The 23,387-nt window shown below is 59.3% G+C and carries 21 protein-coding genes and 1 pseudogene; 8 read left to right on the forward strand and 14 right to left on the reverse strand.

Features of this window, described 5'->3' with window-relative positions:
- Positions 1 to 32 precede the first annotated feature (32 nt).
- The 7 genes from ACP7BE_RS21690 to ACP7BE_RS21720 all read right to left on the reverse strand — a co-directional run bounded on the left by ACP7BE_RS21690 (position 33) and on the right by ACP7BE_RS21720 (position 6,911).
- Positions 33 to 710, reverse strand: a complete 678-nt coding sequence (locus tag ACP7BE_RS21690) for an HAD family hydrolase (protein WP_095018727.1) — start codon at positions 708 to 710, stop codon at positions 33 to 35.
- Complete coding sequence (locus ACP7BE_RS21695; protein ID WP_426107219.1) at positions 707 to 1,666, reverse strand: HpcH/HpaI aldolase/citrate lyase family protein; 960 nt, start codon at positions 1,664 to 1,666, stop codon at positions 707 to 709. The genes ACP7BE_RS21690 and ACP7BE_RS21695 overlap by 4 nt, the downstream gene beginning before the upstream one ends.
- Entirely contained in the window at positions 1,666 to 2,760 is a 1,095-nt protein-coding gene (locus ACP7BE_RS21700; protein WP_322212304.1) for a cysteine protease StiP family protein, read from the reverse strand. The genes ACP7BE_RS21695 and ACP7BE_RS21700 overlap by 1 nt, the downstream gene beginning before the upstream one ends.
- Complete coding sequence (locus ACP7BE_RS21705; protein WP_095018724.1) at positions 2,753 to 3,511, reverse strand: trehalose phosphatase; 759 nt, start codon at positions 3,509 to 3,511, stop codon at positions 2,753 to 2,755. The genes ACP7BE_RS21700 and ACP7BE_RS21705 overlap by 8 nt, the downstream gene beginning before the upstream one ends.
- Positions 3,501 to 4,637 carry a phosphoribosyltransferase domain-containing protein gene (locus tag ACP7BE_RS21710; RefSeq protein WP_095020647.1) on the reverse strand — a complete coding sequence of 379 codons (1,137 nt, stop codon included), beginning with the start codon at positions 4,635 to 4,637 and terminating at the stop codon, positions 3,501 to 3,503. Before ACP7BE_RS21710 ends, ACP7BE_RS21705 begins: the two co-directional genes overlap by 11 nt.
- Positions 4,638 to 4,714: 77 nt before the next feature.
- Positions 4,715 to 5,857, reverse strand: coding sequence for a trypsin-like peptidase domain-containing protein (locus ACP7BE_RS21715; RefSeq protein ID WP_426107222.1), 1,143 nt, complete (start codon positions 5,855 to 5,857; stop codon positions 4,715 to 4,717).
- Between the two features lie 40 nt (positions 5,858 to 5,897).
- On the reverse strand, positions 5,898 to 6,911 hold the full coding sequence (locus ACP7BE_RS21720) for an ATP-grasp domain-containing protein (protein ID WP_095002479.1): 1,014 nt from the start codon (positions 6,909 to 6,911) through the stop codon (positions 5,898 to 5,900).
- A 176-nt stretch (positions 6,912 to 7,087) separates the two neighbouring features.
- On the opposite strand from ACP7BE_RS21720, the gene ACP7BE_RS21725 reads away from it, so the two are divergent.
- The 3 genes from ACP7BE_RS21725 (at position 7,088) to ACP7BE_RS21735 (ending at position 10,534) form a co-directional block, all read left to right on the forward strand.
- Positions 7,088 to 8,383 (forward strand): carbohydrate porin, encoded by a 1,296-nt coding sequence (locus tag ACP7BE_RS21725; protein ID WP_095002478.1) that lies wholly within the window; start codon positions 7,088 to 7,090, stop codon positions 8,381 to 8,383.
- A gap of 91 nt (positions 8,384 to 8,474) precedes the next feature.
- Positions 8,475 to 9,935 (forward strand): ArnT family glycosyltransferase, encoded by a 1,461-nt coding sequence (locus ACP7BE_RS21730; RefSeq protein ID WP_095002477.1) that lies wholly within the window; start codon positions 8,475 to 8,477, stop codon positions 9,933 to 9,935.
- A gap of 92 nt (positions 9,936 to 10,027) precedes the next feature.
- Positions 10,028 to 10,534: a hypothetical protein gene (locus ACP7BE_RS21735; protein WP_095018720.1), complete on the forward strand. Its 507-nt coding sequence runs from the start codon at positions 10,028 to 10,030 to the stop codon at positions 10,532 to 10,534.
- Between the two features lie 46 nt (positions 10,535 to 10,580).
- Here the strand turns inward: ACP7BE_RS21735 and ACP7BE_RS21740 are convergent, their stop codons facing one another.
- Positions 10,581 to 11,303, reverse strand: a complete 723-nt coding sequence (locus ACP7BE_RS21740) for a histidine phosphatase family protein (RefSeq protein ID WP_232527685.1) — start codon at positions 11,301 to 11,303, stop codon at positions 10,581 to 10,583.
- Between the two features lie 503 nt (positions 11,304 to 11,806).
- Here ACP7BE_RS21740 and ACP7BE_RS21745 point away from each other — a divergent pair.
- The 3 genes and pseudogenes from ACP7BE_RS21745 to ACP7BE_RS21755 all read left to right on the forward strand — a co-directional run.
- Positions 11,807 to 12,739: pseudogene (locus ACP7BE_RS21745) on the forward strand (methyl-accepting chemotaxis protein); the annotation flags it as partial.
- 141 nt (positions 12,740 to 12,880) lie between these two features.
- Positions 12,881 to 13,594, forward strand: a complete 714-nt coding sequence (locus ACP7BE_RS21750; protein ID WP_369782769.1) for a methyl-accepting chemotaxis protein — start codon at positions 12,881 to 12,883, stop codon at positions 13,592 to 13,594.
- Positions 13,595 to 13,902: 308 nt separating this feature from the next.
- A complete protein-coding gene (locus ACP7BE_RS21755; RefSeq protein ID WP_141232290.1) occupies positions 13,903 to 14,349 on the forward strand; it encodes a hypothetical protein in 447 nt (148 codons plus the stop codon).
- 123 nt (positions 14,350 to 14,472) lie between these two features.
- Here ACP7BE_RS21755 and ACP7BE_RS21760 read toward each other — a convergent pair whose 3' ends face one another.
- From ACP7BE_RS21760 to ACP7BE_RS21785, 6 genes are all read right to left on the reverse strand, one after another.
- Entirely contained in the window at positions 14,473 to 15,918 is a 1,446-nt protein-coding gene (locus ACP7BE_RS21760) for a SulP family inorganic anion transporter (RefSeq protein ID WP_095018718.1), read from the reverse strand.
- A gap of 199 nt (positions 15,919 to 16,117) precedes the next feature.
- Entirely contained in the window at positions 16,118 to 17,785 is a 1,668-nt protein-coding gene (gene ggt, locus ACP7BE_RS21765; protein ID WP_095020641.1) for a gamma-glutamyltransferase, read from the reverse strand.
- 155 nt (positions 17,786 to 17,940) lie between these two features.
- Positions 17,941 to 18,114, reverse strand: coding sequence for a hypothetical protein (locus ACP7BE_RS21770; RefSeq protein WP_426107227.1), 174 nt, complete (start codon positions 18,112 to 18,114; stop codon positions 17,941 to 17,943).
- 60 nt (positions 18,115 to 18,174) lie between these two features.
- Entirely contained in the window at positions 18,175 to 19,095 is a 921-nt protein-coding gene (locus ACP7BE_RS21775; RefSeq protein ID WP_095002472.1) for a LysR family transcriptional regulator, read from the reverse strand.
- A gap of 116 nt (positions 19,096 to 19,211) precedes the next feature.
- Positions 19,212 to 19,802 (reverse strand): NAD(P)H-dependent oxidoreductase, encoded by a 591-nt coding sequence (locus ACP7BE_RS21780; protein ID WP_095002471.1) that lies wholly within the window; start codon positions 19,800 to 19,802, stop codon positions 19,212 to 19,214.
- 143 nt (positions 19,803 to 19,945) lie between these two features.
- Positions 19,946 to 20,710 (reverse strand): sulfite exporter TauE/SafE family protein, encoded by a 765-nt coding sequence (locus tag ACP7BE_RS21785; protein WP_426107230.1) that lies wholly within the window; start codon positions 20,708 to 20,710, stop codon positions 19,946 to 19,948.
- A gap of 167 nt (positions 20,711 to 20,877) precedes the next feature.
- Here ACP7BE_RS21785 and ACP7BE_RS21790 point away from each other — a divergent pair, with 167 nt between their 5' ends.
- Both ACP7BE_RS21790 and ACP7BE_RS21795 read left to right on the forward strand, forming a co-directional pair.
- Positions 20,878 to 21,759 (forward strand): LysR substrate-binding domain-containing protein, encoded by an 882-nt coding sequence (locus tag ACP7BE_RS21790; RefSeq protein WP_095020640.1) that lies wholly within the window; start codon positions 20,878 to 20,880, stop codon positions 21,757 to 21,759.
- 137 nt (positions 21,760 to 21,896) lie between these two features.
- Positions 21,897 to 23,300: an amino acid permease gene (locus tag ACP7BE_RS21795; RefSeq protein WP_095018713.1), complete on the forward strand. Its 1,404-nt coding sequence runs from the start codon at positions 21,897 to 21,899 to the stop codon at positions 23,298 to 23,300.
- The last annotated feature ends 87 nt before the right edge of the window (positions 23,301 to 23,387 follow it).

The following is a 23,387-nucleotide window of genomic DNA, read 5'->3' on the forward strand; positions in this document are numbered from 1 at the left end:
CTGATTATTGACATGCTTTGCTTGCGCCTGGCTTACAGCTCCTCGCGCAAGCACACGTCAAGTGGCCGCTTGCGACGCCACAGTGCGTGAAATTCACGCCAATGCGGCTCTTGAGCGGCTCCGAGCATCTGTTCATCGCCCCGGGTGTCACCCCAGGCACGCAGTGTGTATTGGTCCAGAGGCCCGTATTGCGCCTCCAGCCGAATGACTTTTTGTTCACAGCGACAGTTGGTGCCCTCGATATCCCCGGTCAGCACGCCATCGACTGAGGCCAGCCGTGTACCGATCAAGCCGATACCGAGTTTTTTGGCAAAAGGTGTGAGCACCAGTTCAGGGGACGCCGAGCAAATTGTTACCTTGGCGCCCTGCTCAATCTGGTTGGCGACGGATGTTAAGCCCAAAGGCCGCATCAGACGCTGCCAGGAAACGTCACAAAATGCTTCAGCGCGCTCCTTTACCCAGGCCTCTTTGGCGCCGGTCAGGTAGACCGCGATCAGTTTCTCTTTCAAATCATTGCGAGAAATCCTGCCCAGCAGGTAGCAAGCCGTGGCCGGAATCATCCGCAACAGGCGCATCGCGAACAGGCGATTGCCAAAGGCAAAGCGCAAAAACGGCACAAAGCTGTCGTGATAGGTCAGTGTGCCATCGAAGTCGAACGCTGACAGAACCTGCTTGTTGCCTTTGTCCGATGTATTCAAAACGTCGTTCAACCCACTAATTCAGCCAATCTCAGGCTGCCTCCAAAAGTGTCTGTCGGGCAGGCGACTTCAGGGCGAACCCCTTGCCAATGTGCCCGTTCAATAATTGTTTGCGCCCATTTGTAATGGGTCGCAGGCTCGCACATGGCGTCGTTGAACTTGAACACCGCAGGCGCCGCCTCACTCAATATTTGGCGTGCGCTGTTGAGATCTTCAAGGCTGACTTGCAACGCCCTGTGGATAACTGCAATTTGTGACGGGTGAATCGCAGTTTTCCCTACAAGCCCGTGAGCCATATCCAGCGCCAGTTCCTGATCCAGCACGTGTGGCGTATTGAGCTGCTCGAACACCGGTGCGGTCAGGGCAAAACCTGCCGAGCCCATGATCCCGCATAACATGGGAATCACATAGCTCATGGGCGTGCTGTACAGGGTCATGGTTTGTGGACGACGCAAACCCAGGCAGCCCATCAGGTCGTTGCCACCGATGCGCAGGGCAATAATGCGCTCAGGCAACAGCTCCAGCATGGCGCTGCGCAGCTCTACCATGGCATTGGGCACAAAGACTTCCGGGGTTTCCAGAGTGGGCATCAGCATCAGGTCGTCGCGGGTCACCGCCTGCTGCCACTCGCGGATATTGCCAAGGCTGAGTTTGGGCACCACAAAACCGTCGACATGGCGCATCAGCGACCAATCATTAAGCACCGCTGCCATTGCCGCATCACGCGGGCGCACAAACAGGATCGGCCCGCTCGACGGGCGGCCACCACCGGCCTCGATGCCCAGCAGCAGATTCTTGAGGTTGTTCAGCCCCTGCTGCACGTCGATTTCGGCCACGGCATCTTCCAGGCACACCACCAGCGAGCGTAAACCCTGGATCTTCTCACCCAGCACCACATCCAGAATATCGGGACGGGTGGCCGGCATATAAAGTGTGGCGCCCAAGGCATAGGCTGAATGCTTGATCATCAGCGAACACTCCTGATTACGGTCACCGCGCGATACGGCCCCAGTTCATCACCGACTTCCTGGACCTCGATATTGGCCTGGCGCGTCAGGTGCAACAGCAGTTGCACGTCCTGATCGTCAAGGTTGCGCACCAGCACGTGGTCCGGTACCCGGCGCATCACGGCGCGGGTGGCCTCGGCGATACCCGGTTTGACCCGGTTGGGGTTGGTCACCGCAAACCGCGTCGAGATACGTTCGACCGCGGCTACCGCCGAGTGTTGCAAGGCTGCGGCCTGATCCAGTGTCCAGGGTTGCGCAGCGGCCAACGGGGCAAGCTGTGCCCGCTCGGTTTCGATGCTGTGGATAAAACTCATGGTCACGTCGTGTTCCGCCAAATGGTCATACACAACGCAACCATGCAGGCCCGGGGTTTGCGGCCAGATGGAACGAGAAACCAGCCCGGAAACCGTAGCCCCCAGAATGCCCGAGGGGATCAGCCAGTCTTCAGCGGACGCCGCCAGCCAGGCGCGGCCACAAGGGTCCGCCAACACCACCAGGCGTGGGTCTGCCGGGAAACGCGAGTCTCCCGCCAGGCTGTCGCGGATCTGGCCGCTGATCGCGCCCTTGCCGGTCCAGCCATCGACAAACACGATGTTTTCGGCACCGTGGCTCTTGATGATAGCTTCGAGTGCGACGTTGTCGATTCCACGGTCACGAATAATGCTGATGCCGTAATGCGCAGCCTCGCGCCCCAGATCAAGCAGCGCCCGGCGCAGCAGTACACCCAGCGGCAAACCGGCGCGCACAAAGGACACCAGCGCAATCGAGGGGCCGTTGTAGCGCTCATTCAAGGCCAGCGCCAGCGCCTGCACATCGGCCGCCATGCGCGCGCCATTTTGCGTCAGGGCACGCTGGTAAAGGCTTTTATGGGTGTCGGACGGTGCATGTTCCTGGCTGATCATCTCGGAGTAATGGCGTTGCCGGGTCTGGATCAGCCGCTCTTTTTCCTGCACGTCGGTGACTTCAATCTGCAGGGCGCGCAGTAAAAAGTGCACGTCATCGGCGTCATAGCTGCCACTGCCGACGGTTTCCAGGCCTGCGAAAGCATTACTCATGGTCGACGCTCGCCAGCACATGAGCGGCCAACTGCCCGCGTTTGGGCGTGCCCCACCAGTCGCACTCGGCCATAAAGCCCAGGTCCGACACACTGTCACCGAAGCCCAGCAACGGGCGCTTGCCGTTGATCGCCTGATCGCGGCGGATCCACTCACGTACCGCTTCACGCTTTTGCAGGGTGATGGGCAGAAACGCCAGGTTGTTGCCATTGCCGTGTACATACAGGCCATCGAGCAACCCGCGCGCCTTGACCTCGGCCAATACGACGAGCAGCGCTTCGTCGGTTTCGTTGTTGTGCTTGGTGACCACGTAATTGGCCAGGCCCTGCTCTTCAACCACCCAGCCACGCAACGAAAAGCCAAGTTCGGCACCAATGGCCAGGGTTTGCTCGCTCAGTTGATGCAACCGGGTTTGCTCAAGGGCCAGTTCGTCGCACATGCGCGCATGCCAGACCGGGTCCAGCGAGCCGTCGGGCTTGAGAATCACGCCGCCGTGGGCACACACCGCGCCGTGGACGAACGGCAATTGCACACGTTGATAGGCCTCGATGCTGCGCGCAGTTACGGGGACGACATCGCTGGTGGCCAGCAGCCATTCCACAAAGCTCTTTTGTGTTGCGCTCATAAAGCCGTTGGGCTGGCCGTCCACATCCAGGGTGGCGGCAAAGCGTGGCTCATCACCCATTTTGCGGGCGGTTTGAAACAGGGTGTCGTCCAGATCAACGAACACCAGAGGACGATTACTGCTCATCAACGATTACCTGCGCATTCAACGCGCTAACCAGCGCCGGATCGACCGCAGCTGCCGGGGTTTCGCTGCAGATCAGCACCCGGTCGAACTGGCCGGGGGCGACGTTATAAAGAAAGTTGGGGATACCCAGGCCATAATTGTCCGAGAACGACAATGCATGATCGATGCAATGGCCCAAGGCAATGGGCGAGCGGCTGGTGGAGCTGAAGCGCACGTCGGCGCCCGCCCGCTCAAGGCGCTCGGCCAGTAGAAACGGGCGCCAGACAAATTCGCTGGTGCCGACCACCAAGACCCGTTCACCAGGGGCGACCTGCAGATCGGGCGCCAGGGTATCAAGGTGTTCGCGAACGCCCATGCGCCCCCAGTCACGGCTGGCATCAAGTGCCCAGTCGCCCTGGGCCACGCTGCCCACTTCGGGCATTTGAGGGAGCTCTGCGGTGGTATCTTCGGCGAACGTGTAGCGACCATCGAGCAAAGAGACGCTGCTGACATGATCGCCCATGGCCTTGCGCACAGCGTCCCGGGACCAGTCGGTCAGGGTCGTGGTGACAATACGCTCGACCGAGTTGAGCCCCGCCTCGGCCAGCGCCCGGGACAGATTGATAAAGGTATTGCCGGTAGAGGCTTCATCGTCCACCAGCACCAGCGAGCGGGCGTTGAGCATCATCTCGCGGGTGTGTGCGTCTTGCGGCAAATGCAGCAGATGCGAGCTGGCGTGACTGTGCTCTTCTTCAAAACGGGCAAACAGTTCACTGCCCGTAGGGTGGCGGCTGCTGCACAGGTACACGCTGTCATCACGGGTCTGGCTGAGCGCGCGGTGCACGCCAGCACCCAGGCCAACGGCGGTTTCAGCCATGCCGATAACCAGCACCGGACCGGGCAGGTCGGCAGGGATTTTTGCAGCCAGGGCATTGAAGCTTTCCGCCATCAGTGACGGCCGTGCCGGGATATGACGCCCCAATACACGGGAAACGAATAAAAAGGCGCGCTTGGGGTTTCGGCGCTCGGCAAAATCGAAAAGTGCCTGTGGCTCAAAGGTCGATGCATTGACCTCTACCTCCAGACGACCGCGCTTGAGGTTTGCATGCAATACCTTGGGTTCGGTCTTGGAATTACCGCTGTTCATTGATGTTTACTACCTGAACATACTGAAAAAATGGGGGACGATTAGGGAGACGGGGGGTTAAGACAAGTAAAAAATGGTTACTGAAGATGGCTGGCGTCAATCCGCCACAGTCCAGCCTGCGAAGCGCGTACCAACTCCGGCGTGCTCAACGAACGTTCACTGCTCCCGCGCCGGGCCGGTACACGGGCTGCCTCAAGGAACGCCAGTACCAGTGCCGACTTGACAGCAAAGTTCATGTTCTGCGCATCCGCCATGCTCGAGGTCACCAGGCCACTGACCAATCCTTGCGGGTCAAACACCGGGCTTCCGCTGGAGCCGGGCTGAATCGGTGCGGTGAACTGCATCAGGCTGGCATCGTCGCGAAGACCAAACAGGCCCGAAACCACACCTTGGGAAACTTGCACGCCACCGCCTGCCAGCCCGGCGAGCGGAAACCCCAGGGTGACGACACTTTCGCCCAGCTCACAGCCCACGCCCTCACGAAAAGTCACCGGGTTCAAAGGGGGGGCACCAATGACCCGCAGCAAAGCGAGGTCGTTCTTGCGATCGACCACCACAGACTCCGCCTTGTATCGACCCTCAAAGGACGTAATCGACAATTGCTCGAGGCCTTCAATGACATGGGCACAGGTCAAAATATGCTGGGTGCTTACGGCAAAACCAGTACCTGTAGCCCCTTGGCGCGCAACGCTGTCGTCTGATGCCTCAGGTCTCATGCGTTGCGGATGACGATCATCCAGAGCCAGCCCCAGGCGTCGGGCAAACGCGCTCAAGCCGTAGGCGGACGCTTCGGCGAGTGCGCGGATTTTCCATTGATCGTTGCGTCGGTACACCTCGGCAATGACCATTGCGCCATCACCGAACTCATCCAGTGCCAGACTGTGCTCGATCTGCTCACCGACCTTGAGCCGGAACTGGCCGAGTTCACGTAACGGACCCAGCGCGCCGAACACATAGAGCACTAGCAATACACGCTCACAATCTGCAGGCAATTGTTCCAGCACCAGGCTGAAGCGTGCCAGGCCGGCAGTGTCATGCCATGCCAGCCAGGGTTGCGGGGCGTGTATCAGCGCAGGCTCCCCGACGGGTTGGCGCTTGCCATCCACGGCCAGCAACGCCAGCCCCGCATAGTCACCCAATGCGCCCGCTCGCGAGCAGGTCAGGCTCATCTCACAACGCACAGATTCAAGGGCCGCATTGGCGCCCGGCATCAATATCATCGCTTGTGACTCCCCTGTGCCCGCGACAAACAAGAGCTGATCACCTTAACAGCTCTTCTCCGCGAACCGGAACCACCACCGTGATTGCCTTGACCTGCACATTCTCGCGCCATGTACTGGCTGGCACGGGCAGGCCCAGGCGGCGTGCGGCAAAGATACCCGGCAGGTTGACTCCGGCTTCGCGGGTGTAGCCGATACCGCCAGAATAGCGCAGGTTGATCTCCAGCAAATGCGGCTGGCCTGCGGCATCATCCCGGGTCTGCACATTGACGATACCGTCGCACTTGAAGTGCCGCGCCGCCTTGATCGCCAGTTCGACCGCCGCACCGTCGCGCTCGAATGTCTGCATCAGGCCCTGCTTGCGCCGCCCCACATAGGCCACGGCCTCGCCCGCCTCGCAGACCATGTCCACCGAGCATTCGCTGCCGGGCATATAAGGCATCACCAGCAACGGTTGGGGCGCATCCGATTGACCGTAGGCCTGGGCAAACACCGCCGCATTGACTTCATGGGCGTCGGCATTGGCAAAACTGCGAAACGGGTCCACGTTATCGGCCAAACGCCAAAAGCCCTGGCCGTAAATACCGCGCGTCGGTTTTACACACACCTGGCCGTCGCGGGCCAACTGGGCGTAAGCCGTTTCCAGTTCAGCCTGGGTGCTCACCGTCATCGCCGGTATGCACGCCAGTCCGGCCGCCAGGGCTTCACGGGTAAACGTTGACTTGTCGTCAACCCGCTCAAAGGTGTCCAGATCCAGAGCGCCAGTAACCAGTTGCAACCCGGCCGCTTCGAACTCGGCGCGGTGCGCTTCATATACCTGACCCACACGCCCGGCCAGCACCACCTTGATCTGCCGGGCGCGGGCCTGCTCGATCACCCAGCCGATGCGCTCCTGATTGTCTTGCGGCTCCCGCCAGGCGACATCCGCCAATCCGGTGATTTCAGGGCGATTTTGGCGGTGCGAGGCGAAAATTCGCACGGTGTCCGGCAGCGCCGCCCGGGCACCTGCAATCACATCGCGTTGGCTCGATTGCCCTTCAAGAAACCAGATCATGAACATCCCTTGGTACGGATAAACGCGGGAGTCTAGCGGATGGCCGCTACCAACGCCCTTAGTCATTAGAGGGAGGTCGTGTAACCAAATATGAAATTAATTAACTAAATAGTTCATAATGTGCGGCATCGTGTCGCGCCCCGTCGCCGACACTTCATATAAAGGAGCTTCTGTAGATGTTTTTCTCTTCCCGCGCCCTGCTGAACACCAGCCTGTGCGGCGGCTTGTCATTGCTGGCCCTGACGCCTGCCTGCGTATTGGCCGACACCACCGACAACCTGATGAACCGTTCGACCCTGACCGGCGACTGGGGCGGCGAGCGCCAAAAGCTGATCGACAAAGGCATCAAGCTGACCGGTGATTACAACTCCGAAACCTTCTCCAACTTGCATGGCGGGATCAAGCACGGCACCCGTTACTCGCAACAAGTGCGTATCGGTGCCCAGTTCGACCTGAGCAAAATACTGGGTAGCGCCGATGCTGGCCTGGTGCAAATCACCGTCAATGATCGTCGCGGTCACAGCGCCTCAGAAGACCTCGTAGGCAACCGCCTGCCAATCCAGGAAAACGCCGGCGGCAACTACACCCGCCTGTCCGAGTTCAGCTACCAGCGCACCCTGTTTTCCGAAGACCTGACCACCAAGGTTGGCTTTATGCCAATGGGCAACGATTTTGGCGGCATGCCGCTGTTGACCAGCTTCGTCAACGCCGGTTTCTGCGCGCATCCGCTGACCCAGTCCAATGGCAGCGGCTGGACCAATTACCCCACCGGCCACTGGGGCGGCGAACTGCGCTACACCGTCAGCCCGGCCCTGACCCTGCAAACCGCCGTGTTCCAGGTCAACCCCGAATACAACAGTCGCTCCTCCGAAGCCTTCAGCATGACCACCAAAGGCACTACCGGAGCGATCATGCCGCTGGAAGCGATCTTCACCAACAACGCCTGGCTCAATGGCCAATACAAAGTGGGCTGGTACTACGACACCTCCAATACCCGCAAGATTGGCAGCACGCAAAAAGCCAACAACCGCACCGGCGCCTATGTGCTGGTCGACCAGGCCATCTGGCGTGATGAGCAAGACCCCGAAAGCGTATTGCGCGCCTTTGGCCAGGCATCCAGCAGCAATGCCGCGACCTCGCCTATGCGCCACTGGTACTCGGTAGGCCTGGTCAAACAAAAGCCGTTTGCCAGCCGCCCCAAAGACAGCATCGCCTTTGCCTACGGCCGCGCCGTATTCAACTCGCGCTCCCGCGACGTGCAGGAAGCGGCAGCCAGCAGCCCGGAACAGGCGGACATGATCGCCAGCCTGGACAGCGGCGAGCAGTTGCTGGAGCTCAACTACGGCGCGCAAGTCACGCCGTGGCTGCTGTTGCGCCCGGACCTGCAATACATCATCGAACCAGGGGCTTTCTACGGCGCCAAGCGCAGCAATGCGCTGGTCGCGGGGCTGCAGATCAAGGCAACGTTCTGACACAAGCGTTTATGTAGCTTTCACAAAGCTTTAAGGTTTGCCCTCCTATACTCCAGTGCAGTACTCCATTCGATTGCTGCCTGGTAGCCCAATGCGTCTGACTCGTCCTGCCCTGCTGTTACTGCTTCTCGGTTGCGTGCTGTTCTTTTTTGCGCTGGGGAATCACCAATTGCAGGGCTCGACAGAGTCCCGCGTGGCAGGCATAGCCATGCAGATGCACCTGAGCGACGATTGGGTAACGCCCAATTTGCTCAATGCCCCCTTCCTGGAAAAACCACCCCTGAGCCTCTGGCTGGATGCAGGAGCCATTCGCGTATTCGGCGGCGAACTGTTCGCCGTGCGCCTGGCTTCGGCCTTTGCCGGTCTATTTTGCGTGTTGCTGCTCTATGCAATGCTGCGCAAGCTGGGCCGCCCCACAGCACTGGCCTGGACAGCCGCCGCCATGCTGGCAACCATGGGCATATTTTGGGGCAACACCCGCCAGGTGGGCGAAGATGCCTTGCTCACCCTGGGCGTAACCATGGCCTTGCTGGCGTTTTTTCATGCCAACCGCCAGCCCGGTTTTGCCCGGGGCAGCTGGCTGTTATTCGCGACCGGCATCGCCATTGCCACCTTGAGCAAAGGCGTACTGGGCCTGGCACTGCCGGGCGTGGTGATTTTTGTCTATCTGGTGTGTGAAAGCCTGCTGGAAAAACGCTTCAAGCCGCGCAACTGGCTACGCCCTGCCCTGCTGACCCTATTGGGGCTGATCCCGCTGACGGTCTGGCTGTGCATGCTCTATCAGCGCGGCGGCATGCCGTTAGTCAGCGAACTGCTGCTGACCAACAGCGTTGGCCGTTTTAGCGGCTCCTTTGTTGAAGCCGGGCATTACGAACCCTTTTACTACTACCTGCGAAAACTGCCCGAAGCCTTCCTGCCGTGGAACCTGCTGACCTATCTGGGCCTGTGGCACTTTCGCAAACAACTGCGCAGCAACCCCTTCCTGTTGTTTTTCTGTGTATGGCTGGTCGCGCAATTTGTGCTGCTCAACCTCGCCTCCAGCAAGCGGGCGGTGTACATGATGTCGATGGCCCCTGCGGCTGCAGTGATTGCCGCCGAGTACGCCCGGGTGCTGCTGGGCTGGCTGTACCAAAAAAGCGCGCACTCGACCGTGGCCAAATTCTTCAGCGACAACCATCGCCCGCTTGCCATCGCGCTGCTGGCCGCTCTGGTGGGCGCCTACCTGCTGGCGGCCCATCGGGCACCGCTGGCCGACAAGGAACAGTCTTTCCAGCCCCTCGCCGCTGAGGTCATGAGCCTGCAGGCCAGCGGCAAGCAGGTCGCACTGCTGCGGCCCGACGAACGCCTCGGCGCCGTGGTGTTCTACAGCCAGCAGTTGCAGCACACCCTCAGTTCAACCGAAGAGTTGCAGGCATTCCTCAGCGCATCCCCCGACAATATCGCCCTGGTAGAAAACCCCGAGATACCGGGCATGGCCCTCAAGACTCTCGACAAGCTCAGCGTCGGCCGGCACCACTTCTACCTTGTCAGCCTGGCCGCTTCAGCCCCATAAACTTGATCCCGGGCAACGCAACCGCAGATACCGTGGCCGATCACGGCACATTGACTACGCTCCTTGGACAATTCCCGACCAAGGAGCCCGCCATGACCATCGGTATATCCAGCAAAACATTGAGCGACTACGACGCTCACCTGGCCTTCAATACGGCCACCGCCTTCTTGCGCAAATCCGATCTGGCCAACTATCTGATCGATCAGCTAGAGCAGCAGCATGTGAAACTCAATGTCGAGGTCAGCACCGACCCGGCATTGGCCAATCAGGAGGTGTCGAACAACGGCGCGATTCTATGGAACCTGCGCAGCAACCTGTCACCCGGTGCGAACCTGCCTGACGTGGCCGCCCTGCTCAATCGCATCCCCGAGCAACAAAAGCCCTACATCACCAGCCTGTGGGCGCTGATGCACTTGCTCGCCCAGGCGTGCCAGCAATTGAACAACCAGCTCAACTTCCGCGATGCGGATGCGACCTGGCCATGGCTCGACGAAAAAGTGCTCAGCGCCAACGATATCGAAAACGTGGTGGCCCGCGAACTCAGCGACCTGCCATTGCCGGCAGAACAGAACTGGGATCGTTTGTTCAAGCACAATTGAGGGGGATGGGTTGACTCTATGGGCGCGAGCCTGCTCGCGCCCACGATTAGAACTGCGAGGCTTCAAACCCGTGACGGTTGTTCGGGGTGACCACCGGCACGATATTTTTCCAGTCTTTGGGCTCGATATAGCCCAGCATCTGCGGATCCTCGTTCGCGCCATCGGTCTTGATAAACAACGAAGCGCCATAGCCAAACGTGGTGCTGGTTGACAGGTTCATGTCCATCAACAGTTGGTCCATGCATTCGCTGTGGCTCACCAGAATCAGGTTGTGGCCCGCCACTTTGTGCTTGAGAGCATCACGCAGCATGCTGCCGCGGCAGTTGAACAGCCAGTCCTGCGCCTCTACCGGGCGGGCAAACATGGCATCGGCGGTTTGTCGGGCCCGGGTCAGCAGGCTGCTGTGAATATCAGTATGGCTGAGCCCCAACTGCCTGAAGTCTGCGCCCAGCGCCTGAACTGCTGCTTCACCGCGCACCGTCACGCCGTCCATGGGGCCCAGGCACTGGGCCGAGGAACGGTCGCAACGCTCGCCGTGTCGAACCAGCGCAATCACATCACCCTTGGCCCAGCTGTCGGTGAGCAACAACACACGATCGGCATGGCTGGGCTGCGCCAGATCAGGCGGGGCCGCAGGGGCCAGCAGCCTCAATGTCAGCGCAACGGCAAGCGCACTTGCCACGATCACCACCAGCACATTTTTGTAACGGAGCAGAGCACGACGCAACAGCGTACGGTTAATTCCGGTCTGATCAAGACTCAACGTCACGATGCTTATGCCCTCTGCGCCAGCCAGTGATATCACTGACCGACACCCTATAGCGCGAATATGACAACGGGTCGCTTCGCGGCCCGGCGGTATAAACAGACTTGCATAAAGCAGGTCTCTATTAGCTGAACGCAGGCTAAAAAAAGGGAGGTCAGAGGCAGGTGAAACGGATGTGAAAAAAAGCGTAAAAGCGCAATCCAGGCACGCTACTCAAATGGATAGGTTGTTATGTGAACTGGCGCCCAACAAAACGTTTCAGCTCTGGCGAATGCAGCCGATACCCCTCCAACACAACACTCGGCTGGGTCAAAAAAAATAATTCCCTCCAGCGAACTTAGATCATGCGTGCAGCGTTCCTGGAGAACTCTATGAATAGATGGCTGAGCAATATCAGCGTCAACCTGAAACTGTCCCTGGGCTTTGGCCTGGTACTGGCCCTTACCTGCGTAATGGCCGTCAGCAACTGGATCAGTCTGGGCCAGATGATTGATCGCAGTAACTGGATGAGCGACATCACCCGTTTAAACACCGCGTTTACCAACCTGCGGGTGACGCGTTTGCAATACATGCTGACCGATGGCGACGAAACTGCCGCACAAAGTGTACAGGCCAGCATTGACGCGTTTTCTGCGCAACAAAGTCAGCTGATTGCCACCTTCCAGAGCCCGGAAAACCTCAAGTTGCTCAAGGAGCAACAAGCCATCATCGGCCGCTACGAGCGTGCACTGGTGAGCATGCGCAAGGCTTACGTCGAGTCCGCCGCATCCCGTGCCGACATGGACCGCAGCGCCGCTCTGGCCCAGGACGCCATCACGACGTTGCTGAACCGCGCCCTGCAACTGCCCGCAGGTGACGAAAACCGTTTTGCCATGTACCAGAGCGTGTCTGAAGTACGTGAACAGTTCCTGCTCTCGCGCTATCAGGTGCGCGCTTATATTGCTGCGCCCACCCCCGCCACGGAAAAGGCCGCACGCCAGCAACTGGACGCGGCCCTTGCCAGCCTTGACCGCCTGAGCTCGCACTTTGCCGCCAATGCCGGCGACACCCTGCGCACCCTGAACAAAACCATGGAGCAGTACCAGCAGGCGCTGGAGCTGTACACCAGCACCGACAACACCATCATTGCCATGCGCAAGGACATGACCGAATACGGCTCCAGCATCCTGGGCCGCAGCGATGAGCTGTACAAGATTCAACTGGAACGCCGCGACATCGAAAGCGCCACGGCCAACAGCATGCAACTGATCACCACCTTGCTGGTATTGCTGTTTGGCATCACCGCGGCCGTGATCATCACCCGCCAGATCACCGTGCCCCTGCGTGAAACCCTGGCCGTGGTCGATCGCATCGCCAGTGGCGACCTGACCCAGAACCTGCGCGTCACCCGTCGCGACGAACTGGGCGTGCTGCAACAAGGTATTGCGCGCATGGGTACGACCCTGCGCGAGTTGATCAGCGGTATCCGTGATGGCGTCAGCCAGATTGCCAGTGCCGCCGAAGAGCTGTCCGCGGTGACCGAGCAAACCAGCGCCGGGGTCAACAGCCAGAAGATCGAGACTGATCAGGTGGCCACCGCCATGCATGAAATGACCGCCACCGTGCAGGAAGTGGCGCGCAATGCCGAGCAAGCCTCGCAAGCCGCCGCGGCCGCAGACAATGAAGCCCGCGAAGGCGATACCGTGGTCAACCAGGCCATTGACCAGATCGAGCGCCTGGCGGTGGAAGTGGGTCGTTCAACAGAAGCCATGGCCGTATTGCAGCAGGAAAGCGACAAGATCGGCAGCGTGATGGACGTGATCAAGGCCGTGGCCGAGCAGACCAACCTGCTGGCCCTCAACGCCGCAATCGAAGCAGCCCGTGCCGGTGACGCCGGGCGCGGTTTTGCCGTAGTGGCCGATGAAGTGCGTGGCCTGGCCCAGCGTACGCAAAAATCCACCGAAGAGATTCAAACCCTGGTCGCGGCCCTGCAAAGCGGCACCCAGCACGTGGCCAGCGTGATGCACAACAGCCGCACCCTGACCGACAGCAGCGTGACCCTGACCCGTCACGCGGGCACCTCGCTGCAGGGCATCACCCGCACGGTGTCGAATATTCAGTCGATGAACCAGCAAATTGCTGCTGCCGCCGAGCAACAGAGCGCGGTGGCCGAAGAGATCAGCCGCAGCATCGTCAACGTGCGCGACGTTTCCGAGCAAACCGCAGCGGCGAGTGACGAGACGGCCAAGTCCAGCGTTGAATTGGCGCGCCTGGGTAACCAGCTGCAAGAAATGGTGAGCCATTTCAAAGTGTAATAACTCAGGGTTCAACTTCTGTTGCAGAAGTTGAACCCTCTTCAACTCTTTAAGATTAAATCCGGATAAATGACGATTTAAACTTGGCGCCCCAACATAGCCGGAACTGACGTTTGCACCCTCGCAGCGTTATAACTATAAGTCCACAACATCAAGGCTTAATGGCATCACCTATACCGAAGCCACTAACTACTCCTTACTACAACTTATAACGACTTCCCCCACATCTAAATGTAATCCCGCCCATCGCCGCCCCTGATTACAGCACTTAAGATCTCTGGACCTCATTAAAAACAGGCCCCTGGACTATGCTAATCAAAAATAAACGTGCGCTCCTGACAGGTCTTGCTATCGCCAGTGTACTGACCGCTTCTCCACTGCTGGCTGAATCTCGCAAAGACTACACCCTGAGTTGCTCGGCGAATGGCTTTACAGGTACCGCTTATGTAACGGCCGTCAGAAACGGAGACTTGCTCTTCGCTACCACCACCGGGTATACAATCAAAGCACCTAGAGAGTCACAATCGCGTACCAGTGCCAATTTAAATCTTCGGGTGTGGGGCGCCACAAAGAATGCCTGGTCTCCTTGGAGCTACTCGAATGACAACCTTCAGCAGGATGGAGTGCGTCGCCCTGTATTCGTGAAAGCCAGCGTTAACGAATCACGTCTAGGAGCAGTAGAAGTCAACTTTATATTTGATAAAACCGGCACCGATCCCCGCTGCACAGCGAAAGAGATGATTCGCAAGTTTTAATCGGTCATAAACAATAAAAGTCGCATGTTCAACATGCGACTTTTTAAAAACCCCGACAGCACCGCATCACTGTAAAAATCGCAGCCTTCGGCAACCCCCGCGTTAACGGGGGCGATAGCCGATTCAGTCGTGCCCCACCCGTGCACGCTTAAGCAGCTTCTTGCTGCGCTCGGACAGGTGCAGCACCCGCAGATGCTTGCCCGCTTTGCGATAACGCTCGCGCAGGGTGTCCAGTGCCGCAATGGCCGAGTAATCGACCAGGTTCAAATGGCGACAATCGAGCGTCACCTGCGCCGGGTCATTACCCGGATCGAACTGTTTGAGAAACGTCGTAGTCGAGGCAAAAAACAGCGTGCCGTGCACACGGTAAAGCTTGCTGCCATCGCTCTGCAGATCCGCGTCGGCATACATCTGGCGCCCCTGCTGCCAGGCAAAATTGAGCGCAGCAATAACCACCCCGCACATCACCGCTACCGCCAGATCGGTAAACACGGTAATCACGGTCACCGCGACAATCACCAGCACATCGTTGAGCGGCACTTTGTTCAGTACTCGCAAAGAGGCCCAGGCAAAGGTCTGCTGCGACACCACAAACATCACCCCCACCAGAGCCGCCAGCGGAATGCGTTCAATAAATGGCGACAGGAACAACACAAACAGCAAAATCATCACACCGGCGGTCACGCCGGACAATCGCCCGCGCCCGCCGGAGCTGAGGTTAACCACGGTCTGGCCGATCATCGCGCACCCGCCCATGCCGCCGAATGCCCCCGACACCATATTCGCCGCCCCCAGCGCCACGCACTCGCGGTCCGGGTAGCCACGGCTTTCGGTGATTTCGTCGGTGAGGTTGAGGGTCAGCAGGGTTTCCAGCAAACCCACCACTGCCATCACGATCGCATAGGGCGCAATGATGCCCAGGGTCTCAAGAGTCCAGGGAATCTGCGGCAGGCTGAAGCTGGGCAAACCACCGGCGATATGCGCCATGTCACCCAGGGTGCGGGTTGGCAAACCCAGCAAGTACACCGCCAGCCCTACGCCCAAAATGGCCACCAGCGCAGGTGGCGCGGCGCGGGTCAGACGAGGCAACAGATAGACAACGGCCATGGTCACGGCCACCAGCCCGATCATCATGTACAACGCCATACCGCTGAGCCAGGTGTCGCCATCCTTGAAGTGATCCAGTTGCGCCATGGCAATCACGATTGCCAGGCCGTTGACGAAGCCCAGCATCACCGGGTGCGGCACCATGCGTACCAGCTTGCCGAGTTTGAACAAGCCGAACGCCAGCATGATCAACCCGCTCAGCAGCACCGTAGCCAACAGATACTGCACACCGTGTTGCACCACCAGGGCAACGATCACCACCGCCATCGACCCGGCAGCACCGGACACCATGCCCGGCCGGCCGCCAAACAGCGCGGTTAGGGTGCAAATGATGAACGCGCCATAGAGCCCCATCAAAGGGTTGAGATGGGCGACCAACGCGAACGCAATGCACTCGGGCAACAGGGCGAAAGACGTCGTGAGTCCGGCCAGGACATCAGCGCGCAGACGTGAGAGTTTCATGGTTTACCTAAAATTCGGGACGGGAAAAACGGAGGGAGTTACAGGCAACAGATGGTAGCAAATTGCAGGGGCTAAAAAGCAATTGTGGGAGCGGGCTTGCTCGCGATGGCAACAACTCGGTGAACCAGAATGGCCGAGGTGTCTGCATCGCGAGCAAGCCCGCTCCCACAAGAGTGATGCGTCTATGTGCGTTGCGGGCTTACTTCACCACCATCCCCACACCACGGCCACGCGGGTCGGAGGCGGTTTCAAGCTCAGTGCCTTTAACCCGGATGGCCTGAATATCCCCCATGTTCCAGCCCTGATCCTCCAGGGTGTAGCCCATCGCTTTCAGCTCCTGAGCCACCTTGCCGGTAAGTGGCGCATAGGCGTCGAAGTAGATCGTGTCTTTAGGCAGCAACTGGTGATGCACACGCTGTGCAGCTACGGCTTTCTCCAGTGGCAAGTCGTAGTCGTAGATGTTGTTGAGCACCTGGAAAATCGAGGTAAAAATCCGCGAGCCACCCGGCGTGCCCAGTACCAGTGTGACCTGACCATCGCGGGTCACCAGGCTTGGGCTCATGGAGGACAGCATGCGCTTGCCCGGCTCAATGGCGTTGGCATTGCCACCCACCACACCAAAGGCGTTGGCTACGCCAGGCTTGGAGCTGAAGTCATCCATTTCATCGTTCAGCAAAAAGCCCGCGCCCTTAACCACAACACCACTGCCGTAATCCCAGTTCAGGGTGTAGGTATTGCTGACCGCATTACCCTGTTTATCGACGATGGAAAAGTGCGTGGTCTGATGGGGTTCCAGGCCCGGTTTGACATTGGCGGTCGGTGAAATCGCTTTCGGGTTAACCTCTTTCGCACGCTTGGCGATATAGGCCGGATCGGTCAGCTCGGCCACAGGCATCTTGCCGAAGGCCGGGTCGCCGAGGTAGTCGGCACGGTCGGCGAACACACGTTTTTCGATTTCGGCCAGCAGGTGGATATAGGGCGCAGAGTTCAGCTCCACACCTTTGAAGTCCGCTGCGCGGTCCTCCTTGATACCGATCAACTGCGCCAGAGCAATACCGCCCGAGCTTGGCAGCGGCGCGGTGTACAGGGTGTTGCCACGAAAATCCACGCGCATCGGCTCACGCCAGCTGACCTTGTAGTCGTTGAGGTCTTGCTTGGTGATCAAGCCCTTGTCCTGCTGCATTTGCGCGACCAGCAGGTCGGCGGTCTTGCCGCGGTAGAACTCCTTGGCGCCCTGGTCGGCAATGCGCTCCAGGGTCACGGCCAGCTCTGGCTGTTTGAACGTTTGCCCGGGCTTCATGCTGCCAAAGTAGTCCGCGAAATTGGTAGTGCCCTTGAACAGCGCCAGTGCATCTTCGCGGTACTGAAATTGCTGATCGGCCACTTTAAAGCCGTTTTTCGCATACCCCACGGCCGGGGTCAGCAATTCGGCCCACGGCAATTTGCCAAAGCGTTGATGCGCTTCCCACAGCCCCATCACCGTGCCCGGCACGCCTGCAGCGCGGGAACCGACCAGGCTCAAGTTCTCGATGATGTCGCCTTTGTCGTCCAGGTACATATCGCGGCTGGCGGCTTTGGGGGCGGTTTCGCGATAGTCGAGGAAATAGGGTTTGCCATCGATGTACATCGTCATAAACCCGCCACCGCCGATATTGCCGGCTTCGGGGTAGGTCACGGCCAGGGTAAAGGCGGTGGCGACTGCGGCATCGACGGCGTTGCCGCCTTTTTTGAGAATTTGTGCGGCCACTTCGGCGCCGTATTGATCGGGTGCGGCGACTGCGCCGCCGTCCAGGGTGACGGCATACGCCGAAGAGCTGGCCGCGATGGCAGCCGTCAGGGCCAGGGTTTTGAACCACACAATGCGCATTCGATACATCCTTTTATTGTTATCAACTGTGGCCGAACCTTGTCTGAATTCGGCGATATTTTCAAACAACAAACGTAAAAATGCGCAATGACACACACCCTTGAGGGCAGCGCGGTTCTGCACCAAAACAGAACTGGTAGCTGCTGCCGAAGGCGTTATGTGCGCGTTTCGGTGATCAGTGCATCCACCAGACCACGGGCCAGCTCGACGCCGTGAATGACGCACCACAACTGCTCGGCCTCAAAACCGCTGAGGTGGGAACGGATGTCGTCGGCGGTCAGTTCTGCGCCCTTGAGCCACAGCGAGGCATGTTTGAGCGGCTCCTGCATCGGTACGCCGGGATAGAAAGCGACGCAGCAGGTGCAGACGTTGCTTTATATGTAGGAACCTCACTCAAGCCCTGTGGGCTTGTCGCAGATCGCGTAGCTGGCCAGCTTGGCCTGGATAAAGTCCAGAAAGCACTGAATGCGCAGCGCCAGCTGCGAGTTGCGGTAATACACGGCATGGATCGGCTGGCGATAGCCGCTGTTGAACTCGCCCAGCACCACCTGCAGGCGCCCGGCGCTGATATCTTCGTGGGTCATAAAGTGCGACAGGCAGGCGATGCCCTGACCTTGCAACGCCAGATGACGTACGGTTTCACCGCTTGAGGCACTGATGGCAGGCTGAATGGGCCAGCGGTCGCCCTGGGCATAACGCAGCGGCCACTGGTTGAGGCCATCGTTCTGGGTAAAACCTATCAGGGTATGGTGGGCCAAATCCGCAACATTTGTGGGCATGCCGTGGGCGGCAATGTAGTCCGGGCTGGCGAGGATATTCAGCGGGCTGCACCCCAGGGAGCGGGCATGCAGGGTGGAGTCGGCCAGGGTGCCGATACGAATGGCAATATCGGTGCTTTGTTCCAGCAGGTCGATAATCAGATCGTTGCTGTTGAGTTCCAGCTGGATCTCGGGGTACAGGGCACGGAATTCAGGGATATACGGCACGATGGCATGTAGCACAAACGGCGCGGCGGCATTGATGCGCAAGCGCCCGGAGGGGGTACGCTGGTGCGAGATCAGGCGCTCTTCCAGCTCGTCCATTTGCTCAAGGATCAACTTGGCCCGTTCGAAAAAGAACTTGCCCTCCTCGGTCAGGTCCATGCGCCGCGTGGTGCGGTTGATCAGCGTGGTTTCAAGCTTGGCCTCCAGCCGTGACAGCGTGCGGCTCACGGCCGAAGGCGTTTGCCCGGCCTGCTCGGCGGCGGCAGATATCGAGCCGCACTCGATCACCGAAACAAAGATTTGCAGCTCATCGGATCTGGCTTTCACGCGGTCGACCTTATCTACGTGTGGGAGCGGGCTTGCTCGCGATGGTATCACCGCGGTTCGTCATAACAACCGAGTTGCCTGCATCGCGAGCAAGCCCGCTCCCACCCCGGCATCGCTTACGCCTTCAGGCCAAACACCTCGGCCAGGTGCTGCTCGTAACGGGCCGCATCAACGTCTGGCTGCGGACGCTTCATCACGTCAACACACAGGAAAGTCGGCAGGCCGGTCATGCCCAAAAACTCATTAGCCTTGTGGAACGGGAAGTACACCGCGTCCACGCCCTTGCCTTCAAAGAAGTCGGCCGGGTCATCGAACGCCTGCTGCGGTGCGTTCCAGGTCAGCGACAGCATGTACTGCTTGCCCTGAATCAGGCCGCCGCTGCCGTAGCGCTGCGAAGCGTCGGAACGGGTGCGGCCGTCACTGGCGTAAAGTTTGCCGTGCCCCTCGGTGAACACTTCATCCATGTACTTTTTAACGATCCACGGCGCGCCCATCCACCAGCCGGGCATTTGGTAGATGATTACGTCAGCCCAAAGAAATTTTTCCACCTCTTCGGCGATATCGTAGCCTTCGTCGATATGGGTCACTTTGACTTCAAAGCCCTGACGATCAAAAAACGCCAGCGCAGTGTCGTGCATGGTCAGGTTGTAGCGACCATCGGAGTGGGCGAATTTTTTCGCACCGTTAAGCAAGAGTATTTTTTTCATCATCAGCCTCCAGGGGGTTAAACCCTCAGCGCTGTTGAGCGACAGGGGGGTTCAAAAACATGTCGGCAGAATATCGTTGCCCTCGCATGAGAAAAACCCGTGATGGGTCAAATCACCTTTGCTGCTACAGCACGAATCCATTGTTAATTGTTGATTAGCAAGTGAGTACCCAGCAGCGCCATGCCGATAAAAAACACCCGCTTAAACAGCAAGGCGCTGATGCGCTGGCGCAACCATTGCCCCAGCCACATGCCGAGCATGGCGGGCAACAGCGCCAGCAATGAGGCATTGAGCTCAGCGCCAGCCAGGTTGCCGCGCCAGTACAGCCCGGCGGCAAGGGCCAATGTGGAGACGCTGAAGGACAAACCCAAGGCCTGCACCAACTGGTTTTTGCTCAGGCCCAGGGCTTGCAGATAGGGCACGGCAGGGATCACAAACACCCCGGTAGCCGAGGTGATGACCCCGGTGATCAGCCCGCACACCGGGCCCAGCCAGGGCTCCCGTTGCGGGGCTACGCGCAGGGTGGGCAGGAACAACCCGCTGAGGGCATAAAGCAACAGGGCCGCGCCCAGCGCTCGTACCACCCAGCTACCGCCATCGATACTGAGCCACAGCATGCCTGACGCGGTGCCGATAAAAATCCCCAGCTGCATGGGCCACAGACGTTTGAGCAACCCCCGCAACTGGCCGCCGGCGGCCAGTTGCCAGGCGTTGGTCACGATGGACGGGATAATCAGCAGAGCCGCAGCCTGCGCCGGAGCAATAGCCAGCCCGAGCATACCCATGGCGACAGTCGGCAGGCCAAGGCCGATGACGCCCTTGACCGTACCGGCCAGCAAAAAGGTCATAATCACCAGCAGTGACAAGGCCCATCCCAGGTGTTGGTAAAACTCGACAAGTGTTTTCATGGGCCTATGCTGGGGCATGGGCCAGCGCCTGAAAATGCGCCATGCACAGAGTCAGCCTCTTTCCTGACAATAGGCAGAACCCCTCGCCCGTAGCAACTGCCGAAGGCTGCTACAACAGCGGTTTGCGGCGCTATTTAGAATCTTTACAGGATCATCAAGGACCTTTCATGCACTTCGACCTGGTTGACCTGCGTCTGTATTTGAATGTGCTGCAGGCAGGCAATATCACCGCCGGCGCCAGCCTCAGCCATCTATCGCTGCCTGCCGCCAGTGCGCGGATCCGGGCGATGGAAGCGTCCTTGGGCGTGGCGTTTTTGCAGCGCAGCCGTCGTGGCATCAGCCCTACCCCTGCCGGGCAAGCGCTGGCCCAACATGCCCGGTTACTGTTGCAGCAGGTGGAGCGCATGAACCACGACCTGAGCGAATACGCCCAGGGCTTCAAAGGCCGTATCCGCCTGCTGTGCAACACCGCCGCCCTCACCGAATACCTGCCTGAACTGCTCGCCGACTTTGTACGCCAGCACCCTGCCATAAGCGTCGACCAGCAAGAACTCACCAGCCTGCGCATCACCCATGCCCTGCGCCTGGACGCGGCCGATATCGGTGTGATCTCCAACGCGGTAGACACCCGTGACCTGCAAACCCGGCCCTTTCGCGATGACCCGCTGGTACTGGTCATGCCCCTCGACCACCCGCTGGCCCACAGGCCCGGCCTCTCGTTCAGCGACACCCTGAGCCATGACTATGTCGGGTTGTCGGCCAGCAGCGCGCTGGCGGTGTACCTGGAAGAACAGGCACTGCATATGGGGTGTCGCATGCAGGTGCGTATCCGTGCCGAAGGCTTTGACGGGGTATTGCGCATGGTCGCTCGCGGCGCCGGGCTGGGGATTGTGCCCAGGGCCACCATCGAGCGCTGGCAGGCCCCGCGCACCTTTGAAGTGGTGAACTTGAGCGAGCCCTGGGCTGATCGTAAATTGCTGCTGTGCGCCCGCTCGTTTGCGCAATTGCCCACCTATGCCATGGCATTGCTGGAAGCTTTGAGCTTGTAAGAATAGTCGCCGTTTACTGCCAGCCTGTATGCCTTGGTTTTTACCCAGAGTAATATCCGGGGCTTGCGACACCCGGGGCGCCTTTGCCCACGGGTACTTTTATCCAGTTTTGAGAATAACAACTCACAGGGCACCCGATGGCTGACGCTAATTCCCCCCCGGTCACACTCAAACGCGGTTTGAAAAACCGCCATATCCAGCTGATTGCCCTGGGCGGCGCTATCGGTACGGGCCTGTTTCTGGGGTCGGCGGGCGTACTCAAGTCGGCCGGGCCGTCGATGATCCTGGGCTATGCGATCGCCGGCTTTATCGCGTTCCTGATCATGCGCCAACTCGGCGAAATGATCGTCGAAGAGCCAGTGGCCGGTTCCTTCAGCCACTTTGCCCACAAGTACTGGGGCGGTTATGCGGGGTTTCTGTCGGGCTGGAACTATTGGGTACTGTATGTGCTGGTGGGCATGGCCGAGCTGACGGCCGTGGGCAAGTACATCCAGTTCTGGTGGCCCGAGGTGCCAACCTGGGTCAGCGCCGTGGTGTTCTTTGTACTGGTCAACCTGATCAATACCCTGAACGTGAAAGTGTTCGGCGAAATGGAATTCTGGTTTGCCATTATCAAGGTGGTGGCGATTGTCGGCATGATCGTCCTGGGTTGCTACCTGCTGTTCAGCGGCACCGGCGGCCCTCAGGCGTCGATCAGCAACCTGTGGAGCCACGGCGGGTTCTTCCCCAATGGCGGCATGGGGCTACTGATGGCCATGGCCTTTATCATGTTTTCCTTCGGTGGCCTGGAGCTGGTGGGTATCACCGCGGCGGAAGCCAGCGAGCCGAAAAAGGTGATCCCCAAGGCCATCAACCAGGTGGTGTACCGGATCCTTATTTTCTACGTGGGCGCCCTGACCGTGCTGCTGGCACTGTACCCGTGGGACCAGTTGCTGGTAACCCTGGGCGCCGGCGGCGATGCCTACGGCAGCAGCCCGTTTGTGCAGATCTTTGCCTTGATCGGCAGTGATACCGCCGCGCAAATCCTCAACTTTGTGGTACTGACTGCCGCGCTGTCGGTCTATAACAGCGGCGTGTACTGCAACAGCCGCATGCTGTTTGGCCTGGCCGAGCAGGGTGATGCCCCCAAAGCCCTGATGAAGCTGACCAAAAATGGCGTGCCGTTGCGTGCACTGGGCGTGTCGGCACTGGTGACGCTATTGTGCGTGGTGGTCAACTATGTGGCCCCGCACAAGGCACTGGAGCTGCTGTTTGCCCTGGTGGTTGCCTCGCTGATGATCAACTGGGCACTGATCAGCCTCACCCATATCAAGTTCCGCAAGGCCATGGCCGTTCAGGGCGTGACGCCTTCGTTCAAGGCATTCTGGTTCCCGTTCAGCAATATCCTGTGCCTGGTGTTTATGGCGGTGATCGTCTCGGTTATCTGGATGATCCCCGACGTTCGTGCGTCGGTGTATGCGATTCCGGTGTGGCTGCTGATCATCTACGGCTTCTATGTGCTGCGCCTGCGCACCGGTAAGGCTCTGGCCAACTCGCACTAAGCATTTGGCTGTTACAAAAAAGCCCCGGCACTGAAAACAGTGCCGGGGCTTTTGCGCATCTGGGGGTCGGAACCAGGCATCTGTCAG

The sequence above is a fragment of the Pseudomonas sp. TWR1-1-3 genome (assembly GCF_049896805.1).
Taxonomy (GTDB): Bacteria; Pseudomonadota; Gammaproteobacteria; order Pseudomonadales; family Pseudomonadaceae; genus Aquipseudomonas; species Aquipseudomonas bubulae.